20 protein-coding genes, 1 pseudogene and 1 riboswitch are annotated in these 22281 nt (G+C 71.3%); of the genes and pseudogenes, 4 read left to right on the plus strand and 17 right to left on the minus strand.

Features of this window, described 5'->3' with window-relative positions:
• Nucleotides 1-16 precede the first annotated feature (16 nt).
• The 4 genes from SLINC_RS42680 to SLINC_RS42695 are packed head-to-tail and all read right to left on the minus strand — an operon-like array spanning nt 17 to nt 6327.
• Nucleotides 17-3076, minus strand: coding sequence for an alpha-mannosidase (locus tag SLINC_RS42680; RefSeq protein WP_067443781.1), 3060 nt, complete (start codon nt 3074-3076; stop codon nt 17-19).
• A 55-nt stretch (nt 3077-3131) separates the two neighbouring features.
• Nucleotides 3132-4025, minus strand: a complete 894-nt coding sequence (locus SLINC_RS42685; RefSeq protein WP_079164997.1) for a carbohydrate ABC transporter permease — start codon at nt 4023-4025, stop codon at nt 3132-3134.
• On the minus strand, nt 4025-4951 hold the full coding sequence (locus SLINC_RS42690) for a carbohydrate ABC transporter permease (protein WP_067443782.1): 927 nt from the start codon (nt 4949-4951) through the stop codon (nt 4025-4027). Before SLINC_RS42690 ends, SLINC_RS42685 begins: the two co-directional genes overlap by 1 nt.
• Nucleotides 4948-6327 carry an extracellular solute-binding protein gene (locus SLINC_RS42695; protein WP_067443783.1) on the minus strand — a complete coding sequence of 460 codons (1380 nt, stop codon included), beginning with the start codon at nt 6325-6327 and terminating at the stop codon, nt 4948-4950. Before SLINC_RS42695 ends, SLINC_RS42690 begins: the two co-directional genes overlap by 4 nt.
• A 261-nt stretch (nt 6328-6588) precedes the next feature.
• Between SLINC_RS42695 and SLINC_RS42700 the strand changes: the two genes are divergently transcribed.
• Nucleotides 6589-7827 carry an ROK family transcriptional regulator gene (locus SLINC_RS42700; RefSeq protein ID WP_067446433.1) on the plus strand — a complete coding sequence of 413 codons (1239 nt, stop codon included), beginning with the start codon at nt 6589-6591 and terminating at the stop codon, nt 7825-7827.
• A gap of 11 nt (nt 7828-7838) precedes the next feature.
• Here the strand turns inward: SLINC_RS42700 and SLINC_RS42705 are convergent, their stop codons facing one another.
• The 11 genes and pseudogenes from SLINC_RS42705 to SLINC_RS42755 all read right to left on the minus strand — a co-directional run.
• Nucleotides 7839-8690, minus strand: a complete 852-nt coding sequence (locus tag SLINC_RS42705) for an energy-coupling factor ABC transporter ATP-binding protein (RefSeq protein ID WP_067443784.1) — start codon at nt 8688-8690, stop codon at nt 7839-7841.
• Nucleotides 8687-9436 carry a cobalt ECF transporter T component CbiQ gene (gene cbiQ / locus SLINC_RS42710; protein WP_067443785.1) on the minus strand — a complete coding sequence of 250 codons (750 nt, stop codon included), beginning with the start codon at nt 9434-9436 and terminating at the stop codon, nt 8687-8689. Before cbiQ ends, SLINC_RS42705 begins: the two co-directional genes overlap by 4 nt.
• A gap of 5 nt (nt 9437-9441) precedes the next feature.
• Nucleotides 9442-9819 (minus strand): energy-coupling factor ABC transporter substrate-binding protein, encoded by a 378-nt coding sequence (locus SLINC_RS42715; RefSeq protein WP_067443786.1) that lies wholly within the window; start codon nt 9817-9819, stop codon nt 9442-9444.
• A complete protein-coding gene (locus SLINC_RS42720; RefSeq protein ID WP_067443787.1) occupies nt 9816-10517 on the minus strand; it encodes an energy-coupling factor ABC transporter permease in 702 nt (233 codons plus the stop codon). The genes SLINC_RS42715 and SLINC_RS42720 overlap by 4 nt, the downstream gene beginning before the upstream one ends.
• 30 nt (nt 10518-10547) lie before the next feature.
• Nucleotides 10548-10734, minus strand: a riboswitch (cobalamin riboswitch).
• A 110-nt stretch (nt 10735-10844) separates the two neighbouring features.
• On the minus strand, nt 10845-11822 hold the full coding sequence (gene meaB, locus SLINC_RS42725; protein WP_067443788.1) for a methylmalonyl Co-A mutase-associated GTPase MeaB: 978 nt from the start codon (nt 11820-11822) through the stop codon (nt 10845-10847).
• On the minus strand, nt 11819-14011 hold the full coding sequence (gene scpA, locus SLINC_RS42730) for a methylmalonyl-CoA mutase (RefSeq protein ID WP_067443789.1): 2193 nt from the start codon (nt 14009-14011) through the stop codon (nt 11819-11821). The genes meaB and scpA overlap by 4 nt, the downstream gene beginning before the upstream one ends.
• Complete coding sequence (locus tag SLINC_RS42735; protein WP_067443790.1) at nt 14008-15819, minus strand: methylmalonyl-CoA mutase family protein; 1812 nt, start codon at nt 15817-15819, stop codon at nt 14008-14010. Before SLINC_RS42735 ends, scpA begins: the two co-directional genes overlap by 4 nt.
• 142 nt (nt 15820-15961) lie before the next feature.
• The gene (locus SLINC_RS42740) at nt 15962-16471 is read right to left on the minus strand and encodes a GNAT family N-acetyltransferase (protein ID WP_067443791.1); all 510 of its coding nucleotides are present in this window, start codon (nt 16469-16471) and stop codon (nt 15962-15964) included.
• A gap of 19 nt (nt 16472-16490) precedes the next feature.
• Nucleotides 16491-17171, minus strand: a complete 681-nt coding sequence (locus tag SLINC_RS42745) for an HAD family hydrolase (protein ID WP_067443792.1) — start codon at nt 17169-17171, stop codon at nt 16491-16493.
• A 138-nt stretch (nt 17172-17309) separates the two neighbouring features.
• Nucleotides 17310-18002, minus strand: coding sequence for a glycoside hydrolase family 11 protein (locus SLINC_RS42750; protein WP_067443793.1), 693 nt, complete (start codon nt 18000-18002; stop codon nt 17310-17312).
• A gap of 208 nt (nt 18003-18210) precedes the next feature.
• Nucleotides 18211-18513: pseudogene (locus SLINC_RS42755) on the minus strand (amidohydrolase family protein); the annotation flags it as partial.
• A 324-nt stretch (nt 18514-18837) separates the two neighbouring features.
• Between SLINC_RS42755 and SLINC_RS48290 the strand changes: the two are divergent.
• The 3 genes from SLINC_RS48290 (at nt 18838) to SLINC_RS42770 (ending at nt 20397) form a co-directional block, all read left to right on the plus strand.
• Complete coding sequence (locus tag SLINC_RS48290; RefSeq protein WP_067443794.1) at nt 18838-19251, plus strand: hypothetical protein; 414 nt, start codon at nt 18838-18840, stop codon at nt 19249-19251.
• A gap of 316 nt (nt 19252-19567) precedes the next feature.
• Nucleotides 19568-19807: a response regulator transcription factor gene (locus SLINC_RS42765; protein WP_067443795.1), complete on the plus strand. Its 240-nt coding sequence runs from the start codon at nt 19568-19570 to the stop codon at nt 19805-19807.
• Nucleotides 19804-20397, plus strand: coding sequence for a DinB family protein (locus SLINC_RS42770; RefSeq protein ID WP_067443796.1), 594 nt, complete (start codon nt 19804-19806; stop codon nt 20395-20397). The genes SLINC_RS42765 and SLINC_RS42770 overlap by 4 nt, the downstream gene beginning before the upstream one ends.
• Before the next feature lie 55 nt (nt 20398-20452).
• On the opposite strand, the gene SLINC_RS42775 is transcribed toward SLINC_RS42770, so the two are convergent.
• Nucleotides 20453-21280, minus strand: a complete 828-nt coding sequence (locus tag SLINC_RS42775) for an SCO6745 family protein (RefSeq protein WP_067446439.1) — start codon at nt 21278-21280, stop codon at nt 20453-20455.
• A 43-nt stretch (nt 21281-21323) separates the two neighbouring features.
• A complete protein-coding gene (locus SLINC_RS42780; RefSeq protein WP_067443797.1) occupies nt 21324-22229 on the minus strand; it encodes an AraC family transcriptional regulator in 906 nt (301 codons plus the stop codon).
• Nucleotides 22230-22281: the final 52 nt, after the last annotated feature.

Below are 22281 nucleotides of genomic sequence, written 5' to 3' on the forward strand. Positions count from 1 at the left end.
CCAGCAGGACCCGACGTCAGCTCCCGGCGGCGGGCCGCAGCCGCAACGTGAGGATCTGGAAAGGACGCAGGGCCAACTCCACGCCGGTATCGGTGTGCCGATGGGACGCGGGGTCGTCGACCGGGCGCTCCAGCAGGTCCGTCGCGGTGGCCGAGGCCAACGGGAACCCGGTGGTGAGGGTGGCCCGGGCCCGGGTGCCGCGGGACTCGTAGAGACGGACGACGATGTCGCCGCCGCGGTCGTCGGCGAGTTTCACCGCTTCCACGATCACCCCCTCGAGGTCGACCGAGACCAGCGGGGCGACCGTCGCGCTGCCCGGCAGCGCCCGCTCGGGCAGGTTGAAGCGGTAGCCCTCACGGGTCGCGTCGGCGACGTCGGCGCCGATCACGAGCGCGTAGCCGAGCCGGTGGGTGCCCTGGTCCTGGTCGGGGTCGGGGAAGCGGGCCGCGCGCAGCAGGGAGAGGCGGACCGTGGTCGTCGTCCCGCCGTCGGACCGGACGTCACGCGTGATGTCGTGCCCGTAGGAGGAGTCGTTGACCACGGCGGCACCCCAGTCGGGCTCGCCGACGTGCAGGAACCGGTGGGCGCACACCTCGAACTTGGCAGCGTCCCAGCTGGTGTTGGTGTGCGTGGGCCGCTCGACGTGCCCGAAGGGGATCTCGGCCGTCGAGTGGGAGGCCCGGACATCCAGCGGGAAGGCGGCCTTGAGCAGCTTCTCCCGCTCGTGCCAGTCGACGACCGTGTCGATCACGAGCCCGCGGGAACCGGACGGCAGGGTCAGGGTCTGCTCGATCCGCGACGCGCCGAAGACACGGACCACGCGGACACCGGTGCCGGTCGCGGTGACGGACTCCGCCTCGGTGAGGTCCCGGACGGTGTTGCGGTAGAACGCGTCGACGTCCCAGGCGTCCCACTGGTTGGGGAAGTCCTGGTGCAGCTGGAGCAGGTTGCCGACCGCGCCGGGTGCCAGGGCCTCGCGGCCGGCGCTGTGGTCGTAGGCGGAGGTGATCAGACCGCGACCGTCCACGACGACCCGCACCAGGCCGTTGTCGAGGACGAACCCGTCCCCGTCGGGCACCGGTGGCACAACAGCGGCCTCCACGGCGCGCGGGCCCGCGCCGAGCGCCGCCACACCGCCGCGGGGGTGCGGCGCGGCGTTGAAGACGACCGTGCCGCCGGGATCGCCGGCCAGCGTCCGCTGGGCCTCGCCGATCAGCTCCTCCAGTTCCCGGGCGACGGCCGCGTACGTCTCCTCCGCCTCGCGGTGCACCCAGGCGATCGACGTACCGGGCAGGATGTCGTGGAACTGGTGCAGCAGCACCGTCTTCCACAGCCGGTCCAGGGCGACGTACGGATAGGCGTGCCCGTGCCGTACGGCGGCCGTGGCCGCCCACAACTCGGCCTCGCGCAGCAGGTGTTCGCTGCGCCGGTTGCCCTGCTTGGTGGCGAGCTGGCTGGTGAGGGTGCCGCGGTGGAACTCCAGGTACAGCTCGCCGGACCACACCGGGGCGCCGCCGTTCGCCTCGTACTCGTCGTGCGCGCGCCGGAAGAAGTCGGCCGGGCCCTCGATCTCGATGCGGGGCGAGCCCTCCAGGTCCTTCAGGCGGGCGGCGCGGGCGAGCATCTCGCGGGTGGGGCCACCGCCTCCGTCGCCGTAGCCGAACGGGATCAGCGAGCTGTTCGAGCCGCTCTTGTCCTGGAAGTTGCGGACGCTGTGGGCGACCTGGTCGCCGGAGAGGTCGCCGTTGTAGCTGTCGACGGGCGGGAAGTGGCTGAAGATCCGGGTGCCGTCGATGCCCTCCCACCAGAAGGTGTGGTGCGGGAACTTGTTGGTGGTGTTCCAGGAGATCTTCTGCGTCAGGAACCAGCGCACCCCGGCCAGCTTCATCAGCTGCGGCAGGGCCGCGTTGTAACCGAAGGTGTCCGGCAGCCACATCTCCTCGGTCTCGACGCCGAACTCCTCCAGGTAGAACCGCTTGCCGTGCACGAACTGGCGCACCAGCGCCTCACCGCCGGAGATGTTGGTGTCCGGCTCCACCCACAGGCTGCCACTCGGCAGGAACTGCCCCGTCTTCGCCTTCTCCTGCGCCCGCGCGTACACCTCCGGCCGGTGCTCCTTCAGCCAGGCGAGCTGCTGCGCCTGGGACATCACGAACTTGAACTCCGGGTGGTCGTCCATGAGATGGGTGACGTTGGAGACCGTCCGGGCCACCTTGCGGACGGTCTCGCGCAGCGGCCACAGCCACGCGGTGTCGATGTGCGCGTGCCCCACCGCCGAGATCCGGTGCGCGCTCGCCTGCGCGGGTGCCGCCAGCACCGGGGCGAGCGCGGCCCGCGCCGCCGCCGCGCTGCCGCCGACGTCCTGGAGGTCCACCGTGTCCAGGGCGCGCTCGACCGCCCGCAGGATCTGCCAGCGGCGCGGGTCCTCGGCGGCCAGCTCGGGCATCAGCTGGCCCAACACCTCCAGATCCTGGACGAGTTCATGCACGTCCCGGTCGAGGACGGCGAGGTCCAGGCGCCGCAGCCGGTACAGGGGCTCGCCCGGGTCGGCGGCCGGGTCGCCCAGCCAGGGGGCGGGACCGCCCACCGCGGTGGGTCCGAAGGTGAGTTCGTCGGGGGCGGTGTGCATGACGACCGGATTGGCGGCGGCCTCGACGAAGACCGTGAACTCCTCGCCGCCCACCGCCTGTTCGGCCACCGGCACCCAGATGTTGCGCGGATTGAGCGCCTTCACGGCGGTGCCGTCGGGCCGGTAGACCAGCCCCTCGGCGGAGAAGCCGGCGGAGTGGGTGGCGAAACCGAGATCCAGGACGGCCTCGACCGTCTCCCCGGCCCAGTCGGCGGGGACGGTGCCGGTGACCTTGAACCAGCTGGTGGACCAGGCGGGCCCCCACCGGTCCCCGACCCGGGCCGGCCGGTAGGGGGCGGCCAGGCCCTCGCTCACCGGCACCGGCTCGCCGGAGACGTGCCAGACCTGCACGTCGAGGGGGACGGACCGGGCGTGGGCGGCGGGCCGTATGCGCTCGTTCAGAACGCGGGCGAGCCGCTGTTCGGTGACGTCGCGGTCGTTGTGCATGAGGTGTTCTTCTCCGTAGAGGTGGGGGAACCTGCCCTTGGTCCCGGCAGGGAAGTCAGCCCTTGAGCGCGCCGCCGAGCGCGAAACCGCCGCCGAGCTTGCGGGCCAGCAGGATGTAGAGCAGGACGACGGGCAGTGAGTAGATGAGGGAGAACGCCGACAACTGCCCGTACTGCGTCTGGTCGTGGGCGCTGAGGAAGGTGAACACGCTGACGGACGCGGGGAGTTTCTCCGGGGACAGCAGCAGGATGAAGGGGACGAAGAAGTTCCCCCACATGCCGATGAACGTGAAGATGGTGACCACGACGACACCGGGCCGCATCAACGGCAGCACCACCCGCCACAGCACCTGCATCGTGTTCGCGCCGTCGATCCGGGCGGCCTCCTCCAGGACGACCGGTACGCCGTCCATGAAGTTCTTCATCAGCCAGATCCCGAACGGCAGCGCGGACGCGGCCAGGAACAGCGTCGTGCCGGGCATCGAGTCGATCAGGTTCACCTGCACGAACATGCTGTAGACCGGGATCATCACCGCGGTGATGGGCAGACCGGTGGAGAACAGGATCGTGTACAGGAACGGCCGCCGCACCCGGGAGCGGTAGCGCGAGAGCGGATAGGCGCACAGCACCGACGTCACCACGGTCACCGCCGTACCGAAGCCGCACAGCAACAGGCTGTTGAGCATCGGCCGGTAGGTGGTGTCGACGTCGAGGACCGCGTCGAAGTTGTCGAACGTCAGCGACGAGGGCCACTGGAGCCGGAAGCTGTTGGTGTCGCTCACCGACGCGAGGACCATCCACAGCAACGGCAGGACGTACAGCACCGACACGGCGAGCAGGACCAGGTTGATCGCGACGCGTCCCGGGCGCACCCGGCGCCGGCGCGGGCGGACGGGCGGCGGCACCTTCCGTGGGGCGGTCGCGGCGGGCGGGGTGGCGACGGCGGCCATCAGTCGTCCTCCAGTTTCAGCAGCCGGATGTACACGACGGAGAACAGCGCGCCGACCACCAGCAGCACCAGGGCGATCGCCGTGCCGTACCCGATCAGGCTGTTCTGGAAGGCCTGTTGGTACATGAAGATCGGAAGCGTCTCGCTCTTGTTGCCCGGTCCGCCCCGGGTCATGGTGTAGATCAGCCCGAAGACGGAGAGCGTCTGGAGCGTGATCAGCATCAGGTTGGTCAGGATCGACGGCCTGATCACTGGCAGCACGACCCGCCACAGCCGTTGCCAGGGCCCGGCGCCGTCCATCTCGGCGGCCTCCAGCAGCTCCCGGGGCACGTCGTTGACGGCGGCTGTGAAGACCATCATCGAAAAGGCGGTGCCGCGCCACACGTTGGCCAGGCACACCGCCAGGATCGGCATCGTGTACAGCCAGTTCTGCTGCGGCAGACCGACGGCGTCCAGGAGCGAGTTGAGCGAGCCCTGGTCGTAGAAGAAGGCGTACATCAGATAGCCGGCGACCACTTCGGGCAGCACCCACGCGGCGATGACCACCCCGTTGACCAGGGAGCGCACCGGCTTGGTGGCCTTCTCCATCAGGACGGCCAGCGCGAGGCCGAGCGTGTTCTGCCCGATCACCGCGGAGCCGACCACGAACACCAGGGTCAGCCACACCGAGTTGAGGAAGTCGCCGTCCTCGAAGGCACGGGTGAAGTTGTCGATCCCGACGAAGGAGGTGCCGGAGGCCCCGGTGAGCTGCATGTCCGTGAACGCGTAGTACACGCAGTACGCGATCGGACCGGCCAGGAAGACGGCCAGCAGCACCACGGCCGGCAGCGTCGGCAGACCGCGCAGCAGGGTACGGACGGCAGGAGCGGGCGCCCCGCGGGACCGGCGCGGGCCGGTCCCGTGAGGCGCCGGAGCGAGGGCGGTCACGAAGTGCCCTCCACCGTCTTGTCGTCGCCCACCGCCGCCTTGACATCGTTATCAAATGTCTCGGCCGCCTTCTCGACCGAGGCCTGGCCGGTCGTCACGGACTCCATCGCCTTCTGGATGGCGGTCGACACCTGGTTGTAGGCGGGCAGTCCCGGCCGGTAGTGGGTGTCGGCGACCAGTTCGGTGAAGAACTTGTTGGTCGGCACCGCCTTCAGATACGTCGGGTCGGCGGCCACGTCCTTGCGCACCGCGATCGTGGCGTTGCGCGCGTTCCAGGTCGCGGAGTTGGCCTTCGTCTGGAGCGTGGTCGACAGGAACTTCCACGCCAGGTCCGGGTTCTTGGCCTTGGCCGGGACCGACCAGGCCCAGCCGCCCGACATGCTGGTACGGCCGGGAGCCTGCCCGCTCTGCGTGGGCATGGCCGCGGTGCCCATCACCGACTGCCACTCGGTCCACGGCTTGGCCGCCGACGAGCTCCAGTTGTTGGGCATCCAGGAGCCGTCGATGTCCATCGCCAGCTTGCCCTGGGGGAGGAGCTCGGTGCCCACCGTGGTGCCGAAGTTGGCGCCCAGCGCCTGCTCCTTGGCCGGGCCGAGCCCCTGGCTGTAGACGGTGTGCACGAAGTCCAGCGCGTCCTTGAAGCCCTTGCTGCCCACGACCCACTTCTTCCGCGAGGTGTCGTAGAGGGACTTGTCGCCGGCCGGGGTGCCGTACAGCAGCATCTCGAAGCCCTGCATGGAGGACGCCTCGCCACCCGCCGTGCCCGTGTAGAGGTTGAGCGGGGTGACGTCGGGCAGCTTCGCCTTGACCGTCTTCGCCGCGTCGAGGACGTCCGCCCAGGTCTTCGGCTGCCAGGGCACCTGGATCCCGGCCTTCTGGAAGAGCTGCTTGTTGTACCAGATCCCGCGGGTGTCGGTGTTGTCCGGTACGCCGTAGACCTTGCCGTCGGCGGCGCCGGTCACCGCGCCCTTGGCCGCGTCGGCGTACTGCGCCCAGTCGGCCCACTTCGCGGTGTAGGCGTCGAGGGGCTTGAGATAGCCGCCCGCGATGTCGGAGTTGATGAGGGCGGTGTCCTCGTAGACCAGGTCGGGCGCCGTCGCGGGGGAGCGCATCATGAGCTGGATCTTGGTGTAGTAGTCGTTCTCGGAGGCGGTCACCGGCACCAGGTTCACCTTGGTGCCCGGGTTGGCCTGGGTGAACTGCTTCACCATCGAGGCGAGGTAAGTGGCCTGCAGCTTGTTGGTGCTGTCCAGGTTCTGCCAGTAGACGACCTTGATCGACTTGGCCGAGCTGCCTGACGAGCCCGAGCCGCAGCCGGTGACGGCCAGGGCGGTGGCGGCGGTGAAGGCCGCGGCGGTGACGAGTCTGACGCGCACAGTGGTTCCTCCGGGACGTGAAACCTGTGGGAGAGCCGCGAGTACTTTTGGCCGGGAAACCAGCCCGGACGGCACCCCACGCTTGGCGCCACCCTGCGCTGACTGGCCTCGATGGCCGGATTTTGTGGGCGTCAGCTAAATCCATTTGATGGATGAAGTCAATGCTTCCAGTATGTAAACTTCCGCCACCGGAGTGCCTCTCGCAGGCCCTCCGACGGGGGTGGGGCCGACGTGAGGGGACCAGGTGACCGACAGGTGACGATGCTCAGCGGGACGAACCTGCCGCGGGTCGGCGGCTACAACCAGGCCGTCGTCCTGGACGCCATCCGCACCACGGGACAAGTGAGCCGGGTCGAGCTGGCCGCACTCACCGGCCTGACCAACCAGACCGTCTCCAACGTCGTCCGCAAACTCCTCGACGCCGGCCTGGTGGCCGAATCCGGCCAGGCCCCGTCCAGCGGCGGCAAGCGCCGCACCCTGCTGTCGATACGGGCCGACGGCGCCTTCGCGGTCGGCGTCCACCTCGACCCCGAGGCCGCGGTCATCGTGGTCGCCGACCTGGCGGGAGACGTCGTGGGAGGCCGCCGGCTGCGGCTGACCGATCCCGGCGACCCCGAGGACGTCGTGGAGCGGGTCGCGCGCGCCGCCGGGCGGCTCGTCGAGCGTAGCGGTGTCGACCGCTCCCGCCTGCTCGGCCTCGGCGTCGCCGCGCCCGGACCGCTCGACGGCACCTCCGGAGCCGTGGTGTCCCCGCCGAACTTCCCCGGCTGGGGACGGGTGCCCCTGGCGGACATGTTCGCCACGGCCACCGGCCTGCCCGTCGCTCTCGACAACGACGCCACCGCCGCCGCCATCGGGGAGCGCTGGATCGGCGGCGCCGACCGCGCCGGCAGCTTCCTCTTCGTCTACTTCGGCACCGGCATCGGAGCCGGGATCGTCCTCAACAACACCGTGCTGCACGGCGATTCGGGCAACGCCGGCGAGTTCGGCCACATGGCGGTCGAGCCAGGAGAGCGCGTCTGCCACTGCGGCGCCACCGACTGCCTCGGCCCGTACGTCAGCCCGCCCGCGATCATCGACGACCTGCTGCGCCTGCACGGCCGCGCCGCCGCCGACCGCATAGGCCTGACCGGCACCCCCGACACCGTCCACCACGACTGGAAGGCCCTGCGCCGCGCCGCCCGCGCCGGTGATCCGGACGCCTGCGACGTCGTACGCCGGGCCGCGCGCCGGATCGGCGAGGCCGCCCGGGGGGCCGCCAGCCTCCTCGACGTCAGCCGGGTCGTCCTCGGCGGCGAGGCACTGCGCGGCATCGAGCCGATCCTGCGCGAGGAGATCGACGCCGCCGTCAACCGCACCTCCGTCGCCCGCGCCATCCGCGCCGTCGCCGTCGAACAGAGCGTCATCGGCGACACCGTCGGCGCCGTCGGGGCGGCCTCACTGGTGCTGCACGGCAACTACGCGCCGGGGTGGCGGATGCTGACCGACGTGTCCGGGTGACCTCGCGGGTGTCAGCCCTCGGCGCCGAGCGGCGGAGCCACCAGGGCGGCCAGTTCGTCCGGGGTGCGAGGGCCCGGCGCGGTGGCGTCCAGCAGGCCCTGCTCGCGCAGCAGCCGGGCGGCCGCGACGCCCCAGGGCAGCCGTAGCCCCGCCTGCCGGAGCAGGTCGGTGCGGGCGAGCATCGTGGCGGCCGGGCCGATGTGCGCGCCGGACGGGGTGAGCAGGGCCGCGTCGTCGGCCCAGCGCAGGGCGAGATCGACGTCATGGGTGGCCATCACCACCGTCGTGCCGGTGCCGCACAGGTCGTCGAGGGTGCTCAACAGCCGCTCCTGACCATCGGGATCCAGCCCGGCGGTCGGCTCGTCCAGGATGAGCACGCGGGGCCGCATCGCCACCGCACCGGCGATCGCGGTCCGCTTGCGCTGGCCGTAGGAGAGCAGATGCGTGGGCCGGTCGGCCAGCGCCGTGATGTCCAGGGCGGCGAGCGCCTCGCCGACCCGGGCCCGCACCTCGGCATCGGGCAGACCGAGGTTGAGCGGGCCGAACGACACGTCCTGGCCGACGGACGCGGCGAACAACTGGTCGTCCGGATCCTGCACGACCAGCTGGACGGTGGTGCGCAGCCGGGTCAGGCCCTTGCGGTCGTGGCGCACGGGCCGCCCCTCGACGGTCAACTCGCCGCTGCGCGGCCGCAGTCCGCCGCTGAGCAGCCGCATCAGCGTGGTCTTGCCACTGCCGTTGCGTCCGAGCAGGGCCAGCGCGCGCCCTTCGCGCACCTCGAAGTCGAGCCCGCTGAGCACGGCCGGGCCGTCCTCGTAGGCGAAGGAGGCGCCCCGCAGGGCGACCAGCACGGGCTCGCTCATCGCAGCGGCCTTTCCAGTACGAAGGTGAGGGCGGCCACGGTCGCCAGGAGCACGACGGCAGCCGCCGTGAAGCGGGCCGAGACGTGGGCCTCGGGGACCAGGACGCGCAGGGTGCCGTCGTAGCCGCGTCCGGCCAGCCCGTCCTGGAGCCGCGCCGCCCGGTCGAAGGCGCGCACGAACGCGGTGGCGCCGAGCCCGGCCAGGGACCGCCACTCCGCGGCCCGGTTGGTGTGCCCGAGCCGGGCGGCCTGGGCCTCGCGGATGCGGCGCATCGAGTCCAGGAGCAGAAAGCTCATGCGGTACGTCACCAGGGCCACGTCCACGACGGGCGCGGGCACGCCGGCCTTCACCAGCCGGGGCAGCAGATCGGACATCGGTGTGGTGAACGCGAACAGCAGCACGCCGAGGGAGGCGGCCGAGGTGCGCAGCAGCAACTCCCCGGCCCGGACCGGCCCGTCGGGCGCCGGGGAGACGAAACCGTCGGGCCCGCCGACCTGGACGAGCAGGGTGATCGCGCCGGTCGCGCAGAACCCGAGCGGCACCCGGTAGGCGCGCCAGAGCCGGCGGGCCGGCACACCCGCCGGGCCCAGCAGCACGACGAGCGCCGTCACCAGCACCAGGGCCGCGCCCGGCCACGGCGGCAGCGAGATCGCCAGCAGGGTGAGTCCGAGCCCGAGCACGGCCTTGTCCACGGGATGGCGGTGGCGCCAGCGGCTGCTGTGCGCCGCCGCGTCGATCGGCAGCACGGGCCTCAGGTCCGTTCGGCCGAGGACTCGTCGGAGGCCCTCTCCGGCGCCGCCGTGCCCTGGGCCTCCAGCCGCGCCAGCGCGCGCTGCTCACCCTGGCGGCGTCCCCGGTGCAGACCGAAGTAGTAGGTGAGCACGCCCGTGCCCAGTGCCGCCTGGAGGGCGAACAGCGCCGACTCGATCTCCCCGGACGGCGGTTCGTACAGCGGCGAGAACCACGGCTCGTAGTCCGGCTCGATCTCCGTGATGGCCGTCTCCGCCTCGGCGTCGGCGCCCGTGAACGGCTCCTTCTTGTGGTCGCCGAGCCCGAGGGCCAGCGGCAGCACGGCGAGCGCCACCACGACCAGCACCAGCAGAGCGTTGATCTTCGCGTTACGGCTCATCGGGCCACCGCCTCGGTCCCGGCGGCGGACCGCCCGCCTGCCGTGAGGACGCCCAGCCGGACCAGTTCGCCCTTGCTGGACTGGCTCAGCAGGCGCATCACCAACACGGTGAGGAGCCCCTCGCTCACCGCGAGCGGGATCTGCGTGACGGCGAAGATGGAGCCGAACTTGCCCAGCGCCCCCAGGAACCCGCTGCTCGGGTCGGGGAACGCGAGTGCCAGCTGCACGCTGGTCACGCAGTACGTGGACAGGTCGGCGGCGAACGCGCCGAAGAACACCGCGACCATCAGCGGCACGTCGTACCGCCGGAGCAGCCGGTAGAGGGCGTATCCGGCCCAGGGCCCGACGATGGCCATCGAGAAGACGTTGGCGCCGAGCGTGGTCAGCCCGCCGTGGGCGAGCAGCAGCGCCTGGAAGAGCAGGGTGATGGTGCCCAGCACGGCCATGATCGGCGGCCGGAAAAGGATCGCGCCGAGCCCCGTGCCGGTGGGATGCGAGCAACTGCCCGTCACCGAGGGCAGCTTCAGCGCGGACAGGACGAACGTGAAGGCCCCGGAGGCGCCGAGGAGCAGGGTGCTCTCGGGATGCTCCTTGACCTCACGGGTGAGGGAGCGGACTCCGTGGACGACGAACGGCGCGGACGCGACACTCCAGGCGATCGCGTGCGCCGGAGGAAGGAAACCCTCGGCTATGTGCATGGCTCAGCAGACCCTCTCCAGCACCTCGTGGATGGTTGACGCGCCTTGGCCGGTCTCCTGGCTGACGGGTGACACCGCCCGTGCTCCGCCTTCCCGGGCCCGTGTAGGACCCAGTGGCTGCCCGTGAGGGCTGGAGCCGGACTTCCCGATTCACAGTGGCGAGGGCCGCACCGGCATCACACCGGATTTCCCGTTCACCAAGGCGTGGTGACAGTAGTGCGCGTACACGGGGAATGACAAGCGGCGGCGAGGGGGCGCGCGGGCGGCGCCGGACGGCTCGCGCCCGGCGCACACCTGGACAGCCCGTCATCCCGTGTCCGGTGGTGCTCAGTCGCCGCCGAAGACCCCCAGGATGCGTTCGGCGGCCAGCGTGGCCGTCAGCTCACCGTCCCTGACCTGCTGTTCGAGGGCGGGAGCCAGGGCCCGTACCGCCGGATCGGCGTGCAGCCGGCCCAGCAGTTCGTCGCGGACCATGCTCCAGGTCCAGTCGACCTGCTGCTCGCGCCGTTTGGCGGCCAGGCGCCCGGTGGAGTCCAGCAGGGCGCGGTGCTGCTCCAGGCGTTCCCACACGGTGTCCAGACCGGCGGACTCGCGGGCACTGCAACTGAGCACCGGCGGCGCCCAGGCGACGTCCTTGCCGTGCATCAGACGCAGCGCGCCCGCCAGCTCCCGTGCCGCCGCCCGCGCGTCGCGCTCGTGCGGGCCGTCCGCCTTGTTGACGGCGATCACGTCCGCCAGCTCCAGGACGCCCTTCTTGATGCCCTGCAACTGGTCGCCGGTACGGGCGAGGGTGAGCAGCAGGAACGAGTCGACCATGCCGGCGACCGCCGTCTCGGACTGGCCGACGCCGACCGTCTCCACCAGGACGACGTCGTAGCCGGCCGCCTCCATCACCACGATGGACTCGCGGGTCGCCTTGGCGACCCCGCCCAGCGTGCCCGCGGTGGGGGAGGGCCGCACGAAGGCCGCCGGATCGACCGCCAGCCGCTCCATCCGCGTCTTGTCGCCCAGGATCGAGCCGCCCGTACGGCTGGAGGACGGGTCGACCGCGAGCACGGCCACCCGGTGGCCCAGCGAGGTCAGCAGCGTGCCGAACGCGTCGATGAACGTCGACTTGCCGACACCGGGAACCCCGCTGACGCCGATCCGCCGGGCCCGGCCGCTGTGCGGGAGCAGCTCGGTGAGGACCTGCTGCGCGAGCGTCCGGTGCTGCGGCCGGGTGGACTCGACGAGTGTGATGGCACGCGCGACGATCGCCCGCTTCCCGTCCAGGACGCCCTTCACATAGCCGTCGACATCGATCACAGGTCGTGCCCGAGGTCGTCCGACAGCCGCTTCACCAGGTCGTACGCCGCGTCCGGGATCACCGTCCCGGGCGGGAACACGGCCGCGGCGCCCATCTCCAGGAGGGTGGGGACGTCCTGCGGCGGGATGACCCCGCCGACCACGATCACGATGTCCTCGCGGCCCTCCTCGGCGAGCGCCTCGCGCAGCGCCGGGACGAGGGTGAGGTGACCGGCCGCCAGCGAGGAGACCCCGACGATGTGCACGTCCGCCTCGACGGCCTGCCGGGCCACCTCGGCCGGGGTCTGGAACAGCGGGCCGACGTCCACGTCGAAGCCGAGGTCGGCGAAGGCGGTGGCGATCACCTTCTGGCCGCGGTCGTGGCCGTCCTGGCCCATCTTGGCGACCAGGATGCGCGGCCGGCGCCCCTCCGCCTCGGCGAAGGAGTCCACCAGGGCCCGGGTGCGCTCCACGTTCGGGGACTCTCCTGCCTCGTTGCGGTACACGCCGGAGATCGTACGGATCTGGCTCGCGTGCCGGCCGTACACCTTCTCCAGGGCGTCGGAGATCTCCCCGACGGTGGCCTTGGCGCGGGCCGCGTTCACGGCCAGTTCCAGCAGGTTGCCCTCGCCCGCGGCGGCCCGGGTGAGCGCCTCCAGCGAGTCCTGGCAGGCCTGCTCGTCCCGTTCGGCGCGCAGCCGGCGCAGCTTCTCGATCTGCTGGGTGCGCACGGAGGAGTTGTCGACCTTGAGGACGTCGATCTGCTCGTCGGTCTCGACCCGGTACTTGTTGACCCCGATGACCGGCTGGCGCCCGGAGTCGATCCGGGCCTGGGTGCGGGCCGCGGCCTCCTCGATGCGCAGCTTGGGGATGCCGGCGTCGATCGCCTTGGCCATGCCGCCCGCCGCCTCGACCTCCTGGATGTGCTGCCAGGCCCGGCGCGCGAGGTCGTAGGTCAGCTTCTCCACGTAGGCGCTGCCGCCCCAGGGGTCGATGACCCGCGTCGTGCCGGACTCCTGCTGGAGGAGGAGCTGGGTGTTGCGGGCGATGCGCGCCGAGAAGTCGGTGGGCAGCGCGAGCGCCTCGTCGAGGGCGTTGGTGTGCAGCGACTGGGTGTGGCCCTGGGTGGCGGCCATCGCCTCCACGCAGGTGCGGGTGACGTTGTTGAAGACGTCCTGCGCGGTCAGCGACCAGCCCGAGGTCTGAGAATGGGTGCGCAGCGAAAGGGACTTGGCGTTCTGCGGGTCGAACTGTTTGACCAGCTTGGCCCACAGCAGCCGGGCCGCCCGCAGTTTGGCGACCTCCATGAAGAAGTTCATGCCGATCGCCCAGAAGAAGGACAGCCGCGGCGCGAACGCGTCCACGTCCAGGCCCGCTTCACGGCCCGCGCGGATGTACTCCACCCCGTCGGCGAGCGTGTACGCCAGCTCCAGGTCGGCCGTCGCGCCCGCCTCCTGGATGTGGTATCCGGAGATCGAGATGGAGTTGTAGCGGGGCATCCGCTGGGAGGTGAAGGCGAAGATGTCGGAGATGATCCGCATCGACGGCTTCGGCGGATAGATGTAGGTGTTGCGGACCATGAACTCCTTGAGGATGTCGTTCTGGATGGTCCCGGCCAGCTTCTCGGGCGGTACGCCCTGTTCCTCCGCCGCCACGATGTACAGCGCCAGCACCGGCAGCACGGCGCCGTTCATCGTCATCGACACGGTCATTCTGTCCAGCGGGATGCCGTCGAAGAGCTGGCGCATGTCGTAGATCGAGTCGATCGCCACGCCCGCCATGCCGACGTCACCGGTCACCCGCGGGTGGTCGCTGTCGTAGCCGCGGTGGGTGGGCAGGTCGAAGGCGACCGACAGGCCCTTCTGGCCGGCCGCGAGGTTGCGGCGGTAGAACGCGTTGGACTCCTCGGCGGTGGAGAACCCGGCGTACTGGCGGATCGTCCAGGGCTGGTTGACGTACATCGTCGGGTACGGGCCGCGCAGGTACGGGGCGGCGCCCGGGTAGGTGCCCAGGAAGTCCAGGCCCTCCAGGTCCTGTCCGGTGTACAGCGGCTTGACCGGGATGCCCTCCGGGGTCTCCCAGAGCAGGTCGTCCCCGCCGGCGGCCCGCTTGACGGCCGTACGCCACTCGTCGGCGCCGCCGTCGACGGCCGGGCTCCCCAGCTCGATCCCGGAGAAGTCGGGGATGGCGGGGCCAAGGGGGCCGGTCATCGGGACACTCCCATGCGGTCGAGGGTGGCGGACAGGACGGCCACGGCGTCACAGCCCGCGAAGACGTAGGCGTCGACGCCCGGATACTGCCCGGGACGTCCGGCGAGGAACACGTGCGAGGCACCGGCGGCCCTCAGCTCCGCGGCCGCGCTCTGGGCCTGCTCCTCGTACAGGGCGTCGCTGGAGCACAGGCAGACCTCCGTGGCCCCGCTCTCGGCGAAGGTGCCCGCGGTGACGGGCTCGATGCCGCCGGCCTGGAAGAGGTTCGAGGCGAAGGTCGCCCGCGCGGTGTGGGCGGCGGCCGGGCCGATCGTCGCCAGGAAGATCCGGGGCCGGGAGCCGGTCGCGGCCAGATGGGCGTCGGAACGGGCGCGCAGTTCCTCGTACGCCTCGTCGCGGCGCACCCGCGGCAGACCGCCGGACGGGGCCCCGGGTGCGGGCTGCCGTGCCACCGGCTTCTCGGAAAGGTGCGGGAACTCGCTGACACCCGTGATCGGCTCGCGCCGCTTGGCGAGCTTCTTGGAGCGCTCCGCCCAGGTCGTCGCCAGGTCCGTGCGCAGCCGGCCCGAGCGCAGTACGGCCGCCTGGCCGCCGTCCCGCTCGATCGTGCGGAAGAACTCCCAGCCCGCCCGTGCGAGTTCGTCGGTGAGCCGCTCCACGTACCAGGAACCGCCCGCCGGGTCGATCACCCGGGACAGGTGTGACTCCTCGATGAGGATCGTCGAGGTGTTGCGGGCGATACGGCGCGCGAACGCGTCCGGCAGGCCGAGCGCGTCGTCGAAGGGCAGCACCGTGACGGAGTCCGCCCCGCCCGCCCCGGCGGCCAGCGTGGCGATCGTCGTGCGCAGCATGTTCACCCACGGGTCCCGGCGGGTCATCATCACCGGCGAGGTCACCACGTGCTGGAGCTGAGCGCCCGCCGCCGGGGCCCCGCAGGCCTCGGCCACCCTGGCCCACAGCCGGCGCGCCGCGCGCAGCTTGGCGATCGTCAGGAACTGGTCGGCGGTCGCCGCGTACCGGAACTCCAGCTGCGCACAGGCCTGTTCGACGCCAAGACCGGCCTCGGTCAGCTCGCGCAGATACGCCACGCCGGTCGCCAGCGAGGTCCCCAGCTCCTGTGCGGCCGACCCACCGGCCTCGTGGTACGGCAGCGCGTCCACGGTCAGGGCCCGCAGCCCCGGGTACCCGTCGGCGCACCGCCGCGCGAGTGCGGCGACCGGAGCGAAGTCGTACGGCTGCCCGGTGCGGGCCTCGTACCCGAGCGGATCCCCGCCCAGGTTGCCGCGGACCGCCTCCGCGGCCACGCCCCGCTCCTCGTAGAGCCGCAGCAACTCCCTTGCGGCGGGCTCCACTTCGCGCCCGGCGTCCAGGACGACCGGGGCCAGGTCGAGATACACACCGTCCAGGACCCGGCCGAGCGACGGCACCGGGATGCCGTCCTCGCCGACGACCAGCCACAGTGAGGTGACGCCGTTCTCCAGATCCCCGAGGACCGCGGCGGCGTCGGCCACCGCGTGCCGCTGCCGCACGCCCCAGCCGCCGACGGTGTTCCCTTCGGCCCGGCCCCCTCGTACGAAGGGGGCGAACCCCGGGAAACCCGGCTCGGGCGCGTTGTCGTGCGCGGTGAACAGAGGCCGGGTGCGCAGCCCGTCCTCCAGCGCGGTGGACAGGGCTTCCTCGGCCTGAGCACCCTCGACGTCCTTGCCCGACTTGCGCAGCACACCCGCAACGAGGCGCTGCCACTGCTCGTGGGACACGTCAGGGAACTCGGCGGCCAGCTCAAGCCCGTCGTCAGGCAGGACCGTCATGCTCGGATGCTAGGACACCGCCGCAAAGGAGCAGCAGGGGGCGCGGCTGTGATCTCGCCCTCTCTGTGACTGTGACCTGGCCCTCTTCGGCCGTCCGAGGGGCGTGCCGAGCGTGCGCGTCGGGGGTGTGGGCACCCTGGGCTCAGGCCCTGGGCACCGGGCTGATCGCCCCCGGTCGGCGGACCATGAAGACGTCGACCGGGTCCTCGGCCTCCACGGTGAACCCGTGGCGCTCGTACAGCCGCCGGGCCGCGCTGCCCTGGAGGACGTTCAGGCGGACGGCCACGCCGTCGGCGTCGATCCCGTCCAGCAGGGCGCGCAGCACGGCGGATCCGAGCCCGTGGCCCTGGAGGTGCGGGGCGAGATAGAAGTGCTCCAGCAACCGGCCGTCCTCGGCGGGGCGCACGGTGACACATCCCGCGACCGCGTCGTCGACCATGATGACCGCGGTGTCCCGCGGCGAGAAGGCGTCCCGCAGCCGCTGCCGCACCCGCCGCTCGTCGAACCGTCCCAACCGCTCCAGATCCGGCCGCATCACCGTCGCCCGCAGTTCCACGAGCGTCTCCAGATCCGCCGGCTCAGCGGGACGCAGTCGCCATTCGGGCCTCACCCGGCCCGGCGGTATCTCGTCCGCCCTGATGTGCGCGTTCATGACGAGAGTGTCTCAGGGTTCAGAAGAGGTCCAGGATCTCCGTGAGAGAGCCGACGAACGGCACGTCCGCCGTGATCGAGTCCCGGCACAGCACGCGTCCCGCGTAGCCCAGGCCCATCGCCGCGGCCACCAGTTCCGGGCTGTCGTCCACGAACAGACACTGCTCGGGCGCGAGGCCCAGTGCGGAACTGGCGTGGTGATACATGCGCGGGTCCGGCTTGGTGCAGCCGAGCACCGCGGAGATCGCGTACGCCTCGAAGTACCGCCTGATCCCCAGTCCGGCGTGCAGCTCGGGCAGTTCGGGCCAGGCGTCCGACACCACGGCCATGCGCACGCCCCGCCGGCTCAGCTCCTGAAGGGTCTGCTCGACGTCCGGGAAGACCTCCAGGTACACCGCCGGTGGAACCTCGCGACGGAGGTCGGCCAGGAGCCGCGAGGTGGCGTCCACGCCGAGGTGGCGGAGGACGAACCGGTGGTAGTCGTGGTAGTCGGGTGTCGCGGACAGGGCGGCGAGGTAGTCGTCGCCCCGGGCGATGGCCTGCTCCAACTGCTCGGGCGTGAGGGACGGTTCGTGGGCCAGCAGGGTCTGCTCGAAGTCCGCCCGCGGGTTCCAGCGGCCTCCCTTCGGCCGCATCAGGACACCACCCGAGTCGAGGAGAACGGCACGGAGGGTCCCGGGAGAGGCTGGTGGAGTCGTCATGTGCACAGTCTGGTGGGCCGAAGGTTTCCTGCCCGGTTGCCCCACCCGCGTCTCCTCGTCGTCAAAGACGGCGCTCACGCGGTCGCCGTGTTCGGCGACGAGGAGACCCTTGTCGTGCCGGGGCGGATGACGGGGGGATCAACTCACCGTGAGGTTGGAATTCCCGCTGCTCTGGTAACCCTCGGTCGCGAGGATCATGTAGTAATTGAAGCTGCCCAGGCGCATTCCGGCACGGGACCACGCGTCGAAGTGATTGCCCGTGTTGATCGTTCCGCCGGTCCGCCTCGACTGGCGGACGCTCCAGAACTGCGGGAAGGTCTTGTTGCCTTCGACCGAGGGGGCGTTGTAGCGCATCGTCTGGTAGATGTCGTACGTGCCGCCGTCGCTGGTGACCGTGCCCCTGTGCGTGCCCGTGGGCCGGTAGTTGCCCCAGCTGTCGACGATGTAGTACTCCACGAGGGGATTTGACGTCCACCCGTAGAGGCACAGGTATCCGTTGCCGGACGGGTTGAAGCTGCCCGAGTACCGCACGGTCCTGCGGCTTCCGTTGCTCCAGCCCTTGCCGCACACGAAGTTGCCGGTGTTGCGCCACGAGGTGCTGTAGTTCCCGCCGGCGCCCAGGGTCATGGAGACCGTGCCGCCGGCGTCGGTCCAGAACGAGTAGTAGTAGCCGTTGTGGTTGCCGGTCTGGTTCGCCGTCACGGTCCGGTTCGGCTCGGCGTGGGCGGTGCCGGGCAGTACCAACGCGGACGCGCCCAGCGCCAGGGCGCCGGCCCCGCCGATGAGCCCTCGGCGGCTGATCCCGCGGGCCGCGATGTCGTTCTCGTCCATATCTTTCCTCCTCCACGGTCCTGTTGATGCCATGACAATGAAGCCGGAGTGGCGTGGGTTGTCAACGGTTATCGCAAGCATTCCGGAAAGCGTGGCCGGATTGGATATCGCCCACCTGGAATGATCGGAAGTCCTCTACGAGGAGACGTCGGAATGGAGTGCTGGAACTCCGAAATATTTCGGTGCTCTTCCGGATCAAAAGCAAACCTCACCGCTCGTGGACGACCCACCCGTCGAAGACCGTCAGATCCACCTCCGCGTCGGTGATCCCGTGCGGGTCCATGCCGAGCAGCGGACGGTCCAGGACGCAGAGGTCGGCGACCTTTCCGGCCTCGACGGACCCCTTCCACGCCTCCGCGAAGTCCTGACGGGCCGCGTTGACCGTGTACGCCCGCAGCGCGTCGGCCAGGCCCACGCACTGCTCCGGACCGCTGGGCCGGCCGCTCGCCCTGGACTCCCGCAGCATCATCGCCGCCACCCTCTGCCGCCAGTGGGGCTCGGTGATCGACGCCACCGCCGTGCAGACGGGAGTCGTTGATGCCGGGCAGCACGGTCCGGCCCTGGATCGCCACGCCCTCGGCCACGGTGAAGTCGTCGTCCATGGTGAGGACCTGGCCGCCGGTCAGGAGGAGGGTGGGGGTGCCGGCGCTCACGCGCTGTCTCTCCAGGAAACGGGCCCGTCACGGCGGGCGTCCGGCTGTGCCGAACAGGAAAGCGCCGGACGGGCCGCCAGGCCATCCGTAGAAATACCGATGCCGCCTTGTCTGGTGCTGCCGTCCCGCATACCGTAAGGACCCAAATGACCTGAAGCGATACGGGCACGGACCGAGGGAGAGTGGCGCACATTCTCAGCCACCGGCAGATCGCCGCCGCCACCCGCATCGGCATGCTCACCCGAGAGCGCGGCCCCGTCACCGCCTGCGGACAGGCCCTGCGGGAACTCGGCCGGGCCCTCCCCTTCGACGCCGTCACCCTGCTCGGCATCGACCCCCTGTCCGGGGTCCACGTCCAGATCGCCGGCGTCGGCCACCCGGCCGAGACCTCCCGGGCACTGGCCGCCGAGTTCGTCTCGACGCCGTGGTACGCCAACGACGTACGAGAGGAACTGCCGCGCTCCATCTGCGAGGACACCGACGATCCCGGACCGCGCTTCCGGCACGGGTGGTTCTACGCCGATCGGGTGCGCCCGGCCGGTTTCCGGGACGGGCTGACCGGAGCCCTGCGGCACGGAGGGCGTCTCGTCGGCTGATCCGCCTGTCCACCCAGGCGGCGGACGCCTACGACAGCGAGGCCCGCCACCTGCTGGCCTCGATCCTGCCCGCGCTGGGCGCTCTCACCGACCCCACCGCACACCTCGACGCCCTCCACGACCTTCCCGCGGGCGCGGCGGCGAACCTCGTCACCGCCGACGGCGTCCTCGACCTGCCCGACCGGGCACCCGCCCGCGCCCTGGACGACGACGGCTTCCGCCGGCTCGTGGCCGACTTCGCCGCTCTCGCGCACGGCAGACGGCTCCGGGCGCTGTGGCCGGTCGGGTCCGGCCGGCGCCGGGGGGTGCTCCAGCGGTGCACGATCAGGCCATCGCCCAGGCCCTGTTCCTGTCGCCGCGCACGGTGCACACCCACGTCGAGCACCTGCTGCGCAAGACCGGCTGCGCCTCACGCGCCGAGGCGACGGCCCTCGCCGTGCGCGACGGCGTACTGCGGCCCGCCCCCGAGGACCTGGAGCACTTCACCGAGGCCGCCGTGCTGCCGACGGCAAATGCGGTGGACAAAGATCACGTCGTCGACAGACTGACCCCATGACCGCGACAGAACCCAAGTCCGACCTCCGCTTCTACCTCCAGACCGCCCGCGACGCCCTGTTGTGGAAGCTCGACGGGCTCTCCGAGTACGACATACGCCGACCGCTGACGCCGACCGGCACCAACCTCCTGGGGCTCGTGAAACACACGGCGAGCATGGAGGTCGGCTACCTCGGCGACACCTTCGCACGGCCGTTTGAAGAGCCGCTGCCCTGGCTCGATGAGGACGCCGAGCCCAACGCGGACATGTGGGCCACCGCCGACCAGTCACGCACGTACATCGTCGAGCTGTACCAACGGGCCTGGGCGCACGCGGACGCGACGATCGAGGCGCTGCCGCTGGAGACCGTCGGCAGGGTGCCGTGGTGGCCGAGCGGCCGGGACGAGGTGACCCTGCACCACGCCGCCGTGCGAGTGATCGCCGACACGCACCGGCACGCGGGACACGCCGACATCCTCCGGGAGTCCCTCGACGGTGCCGTGGGGATGAACCAGGGCAACACCAGCATGCCGTCGAGCGATCCGGCCTGGTGGGAGAAGCATCGCGAGCGACTGGAGCGGGCGGCCGAGGAGGCCGACCGGCAGGCGTGAACCAGGAGTTGCTCCGACGGCCCGGCGGACTCCTCGTTCCGTCAGTCCCTGCCCGTCACCGCGACCCCGCGGCCACCAGCGCCGCGGTGATGGGTTCGAGTTCGGCGACCAGTTCGTCGAGCTCGGTGGGGGACAGGGCGTCGTAGGGCGGGGCGGCGAGCTCGTCGGTGAGGGCTTCGACGCGCTGCTGGGTCTCGCGGCCTGCGTCGGTGAACCGGCCGTCGGTGTCGACGAGACCGCGCTCGCGCAAGCCGTCCATGACCGCGGCCAGCCGCTTCTTCGGCAGATGGTGGATGCGCCCGAACGACTCCGGCGGGTGGATGCCCTGCGCCAGCGCGCTGAGCACATGGGCCTCCGTGCCGCCGATGCGCGCGCCGACGAGAGCGGCGACATGCCCGTCACCGCGGTGCTCGCGCAGCATGGTCGCGGAATGCCACAGCCGGGCGACCGGGTCGGCCGGCACCGCGAGGGTGCGCATCCCGGCGTACATCACCCGGCCCTCCGTGGGCGCGCTGGTCGCGGCCTTGGTGGTCAGGTCGGCGGCGCGCACCAGGCCCGGGGAGTCGGCCAGTTCGTCGCCGAGGATCCGCCGTACGGAGGCCGCGCTGCCCCGCTCCCGCGCGGTGACGGACGCCTCGGGCGGGACGGTCTCCCACGCGCTCGGGATGTGCCGGGCGGCCTCCCCCTCGGCGAAGCTGTAGAACGCCGCGTGCACGACCTGCGCCGGTACCCGCCCCAGCGGCGCGGCCCGGCTGGCGAAGTAGCCGTCCCAGTACGTGCGGTGGCCGAGCGTGGCCAGTTCCTCGTTGCACTCGTCGGCGAAGTACGTGACCAGGCAGATCGGTTCCAGGAGCTCGAACATGCGACGGGCGGTGTGCGTCATGGGCCACATCATGCCTGCGACCCTCCTCCGCAGTCCGGTCGGTTCAGGGAAGGACGCCTGCCTGGGTGTGCACGCTGTGACGCAGGCGGGCGGCGTCCTGGCTGGGGGGCGCGCCGAACTGGCGGCGGTACTCGCGGCTGAACTGTGACGGGTTGTCATAGCCGACGCGGTGGCCGACGCCGGTGACATCGCCCGGGTGGGTGGCGAGCAACAGCCGGGCCTCCTGGAGCCGGATCTGCTTCTGGAACTGGATGGGGCTCATCGCGGTCACCGCCTGGAAGTTGCGGTAGAAGGCGGAGACGCTCATGCCGGACATGCGTGCCACGTCCTCGACCCGGAAGGACTGGGCGTAGTGCTCGCGAATCCAGAGCACCGCCCGGGAGATGTGGCTGAGGCCGCTGTCGGCCAGGCCGAGTTGGCGCACCGTCGCCCCCTGCTCGCCGGTGATCACGCGCCACAGGATCTCGCGCTTGACCAGCGGGGCGAGTACGGCACGGTCGCCCGGCTCGTCGAGCAGGCGCAGCAGCCGGACCACGGCGTCGAGCAGCGCGGGCGAAGCGTCGCTGACGGCGATCCCCGACGGCACGCCTCCGCCGGCGCGGGGGATGTCGCCGGGCCCGGCCCGGAGCAGCAACTCGGCGACGACGGACGGCTCCAGCACGAGACCGAACCCCAGCGCCGGCTGCTCGGGATCGGCCTGGGTGAACTGTCCGGTCACCGGCAGGTCGACTGACGCGACCAGGTACTGCCCGGCGCCGTACTCGTACACCCGGTCGCCCAGGGCGAGTCGTTTGGCGCCCTGGGCGATGACCGCCAGCACTGTGCCCGACATCGAGGGCGCCGGCGGATCCGGCCGGTCGACCTTGGAGATCAGGACGCCATCGACGGCCGTGGTCCAGTCGGGGCGGGCATGCCGGGCCAGCAGGGTGCGGAGCTCTTCGAGGTGCATGTCCCCATTGCAGCACCATGCGGCACCGCAGCTCCCGAAACGAGGAGGATCG

The organism is Streptomyces lincolnensis (assembly GCF_001685355.1).
GTDB lineage: Bacteria > Actinomycetota > Actinomycetes > Streptomycetales > Streptomycetaceae > Streptomyces > Streptomyces lincolnensis.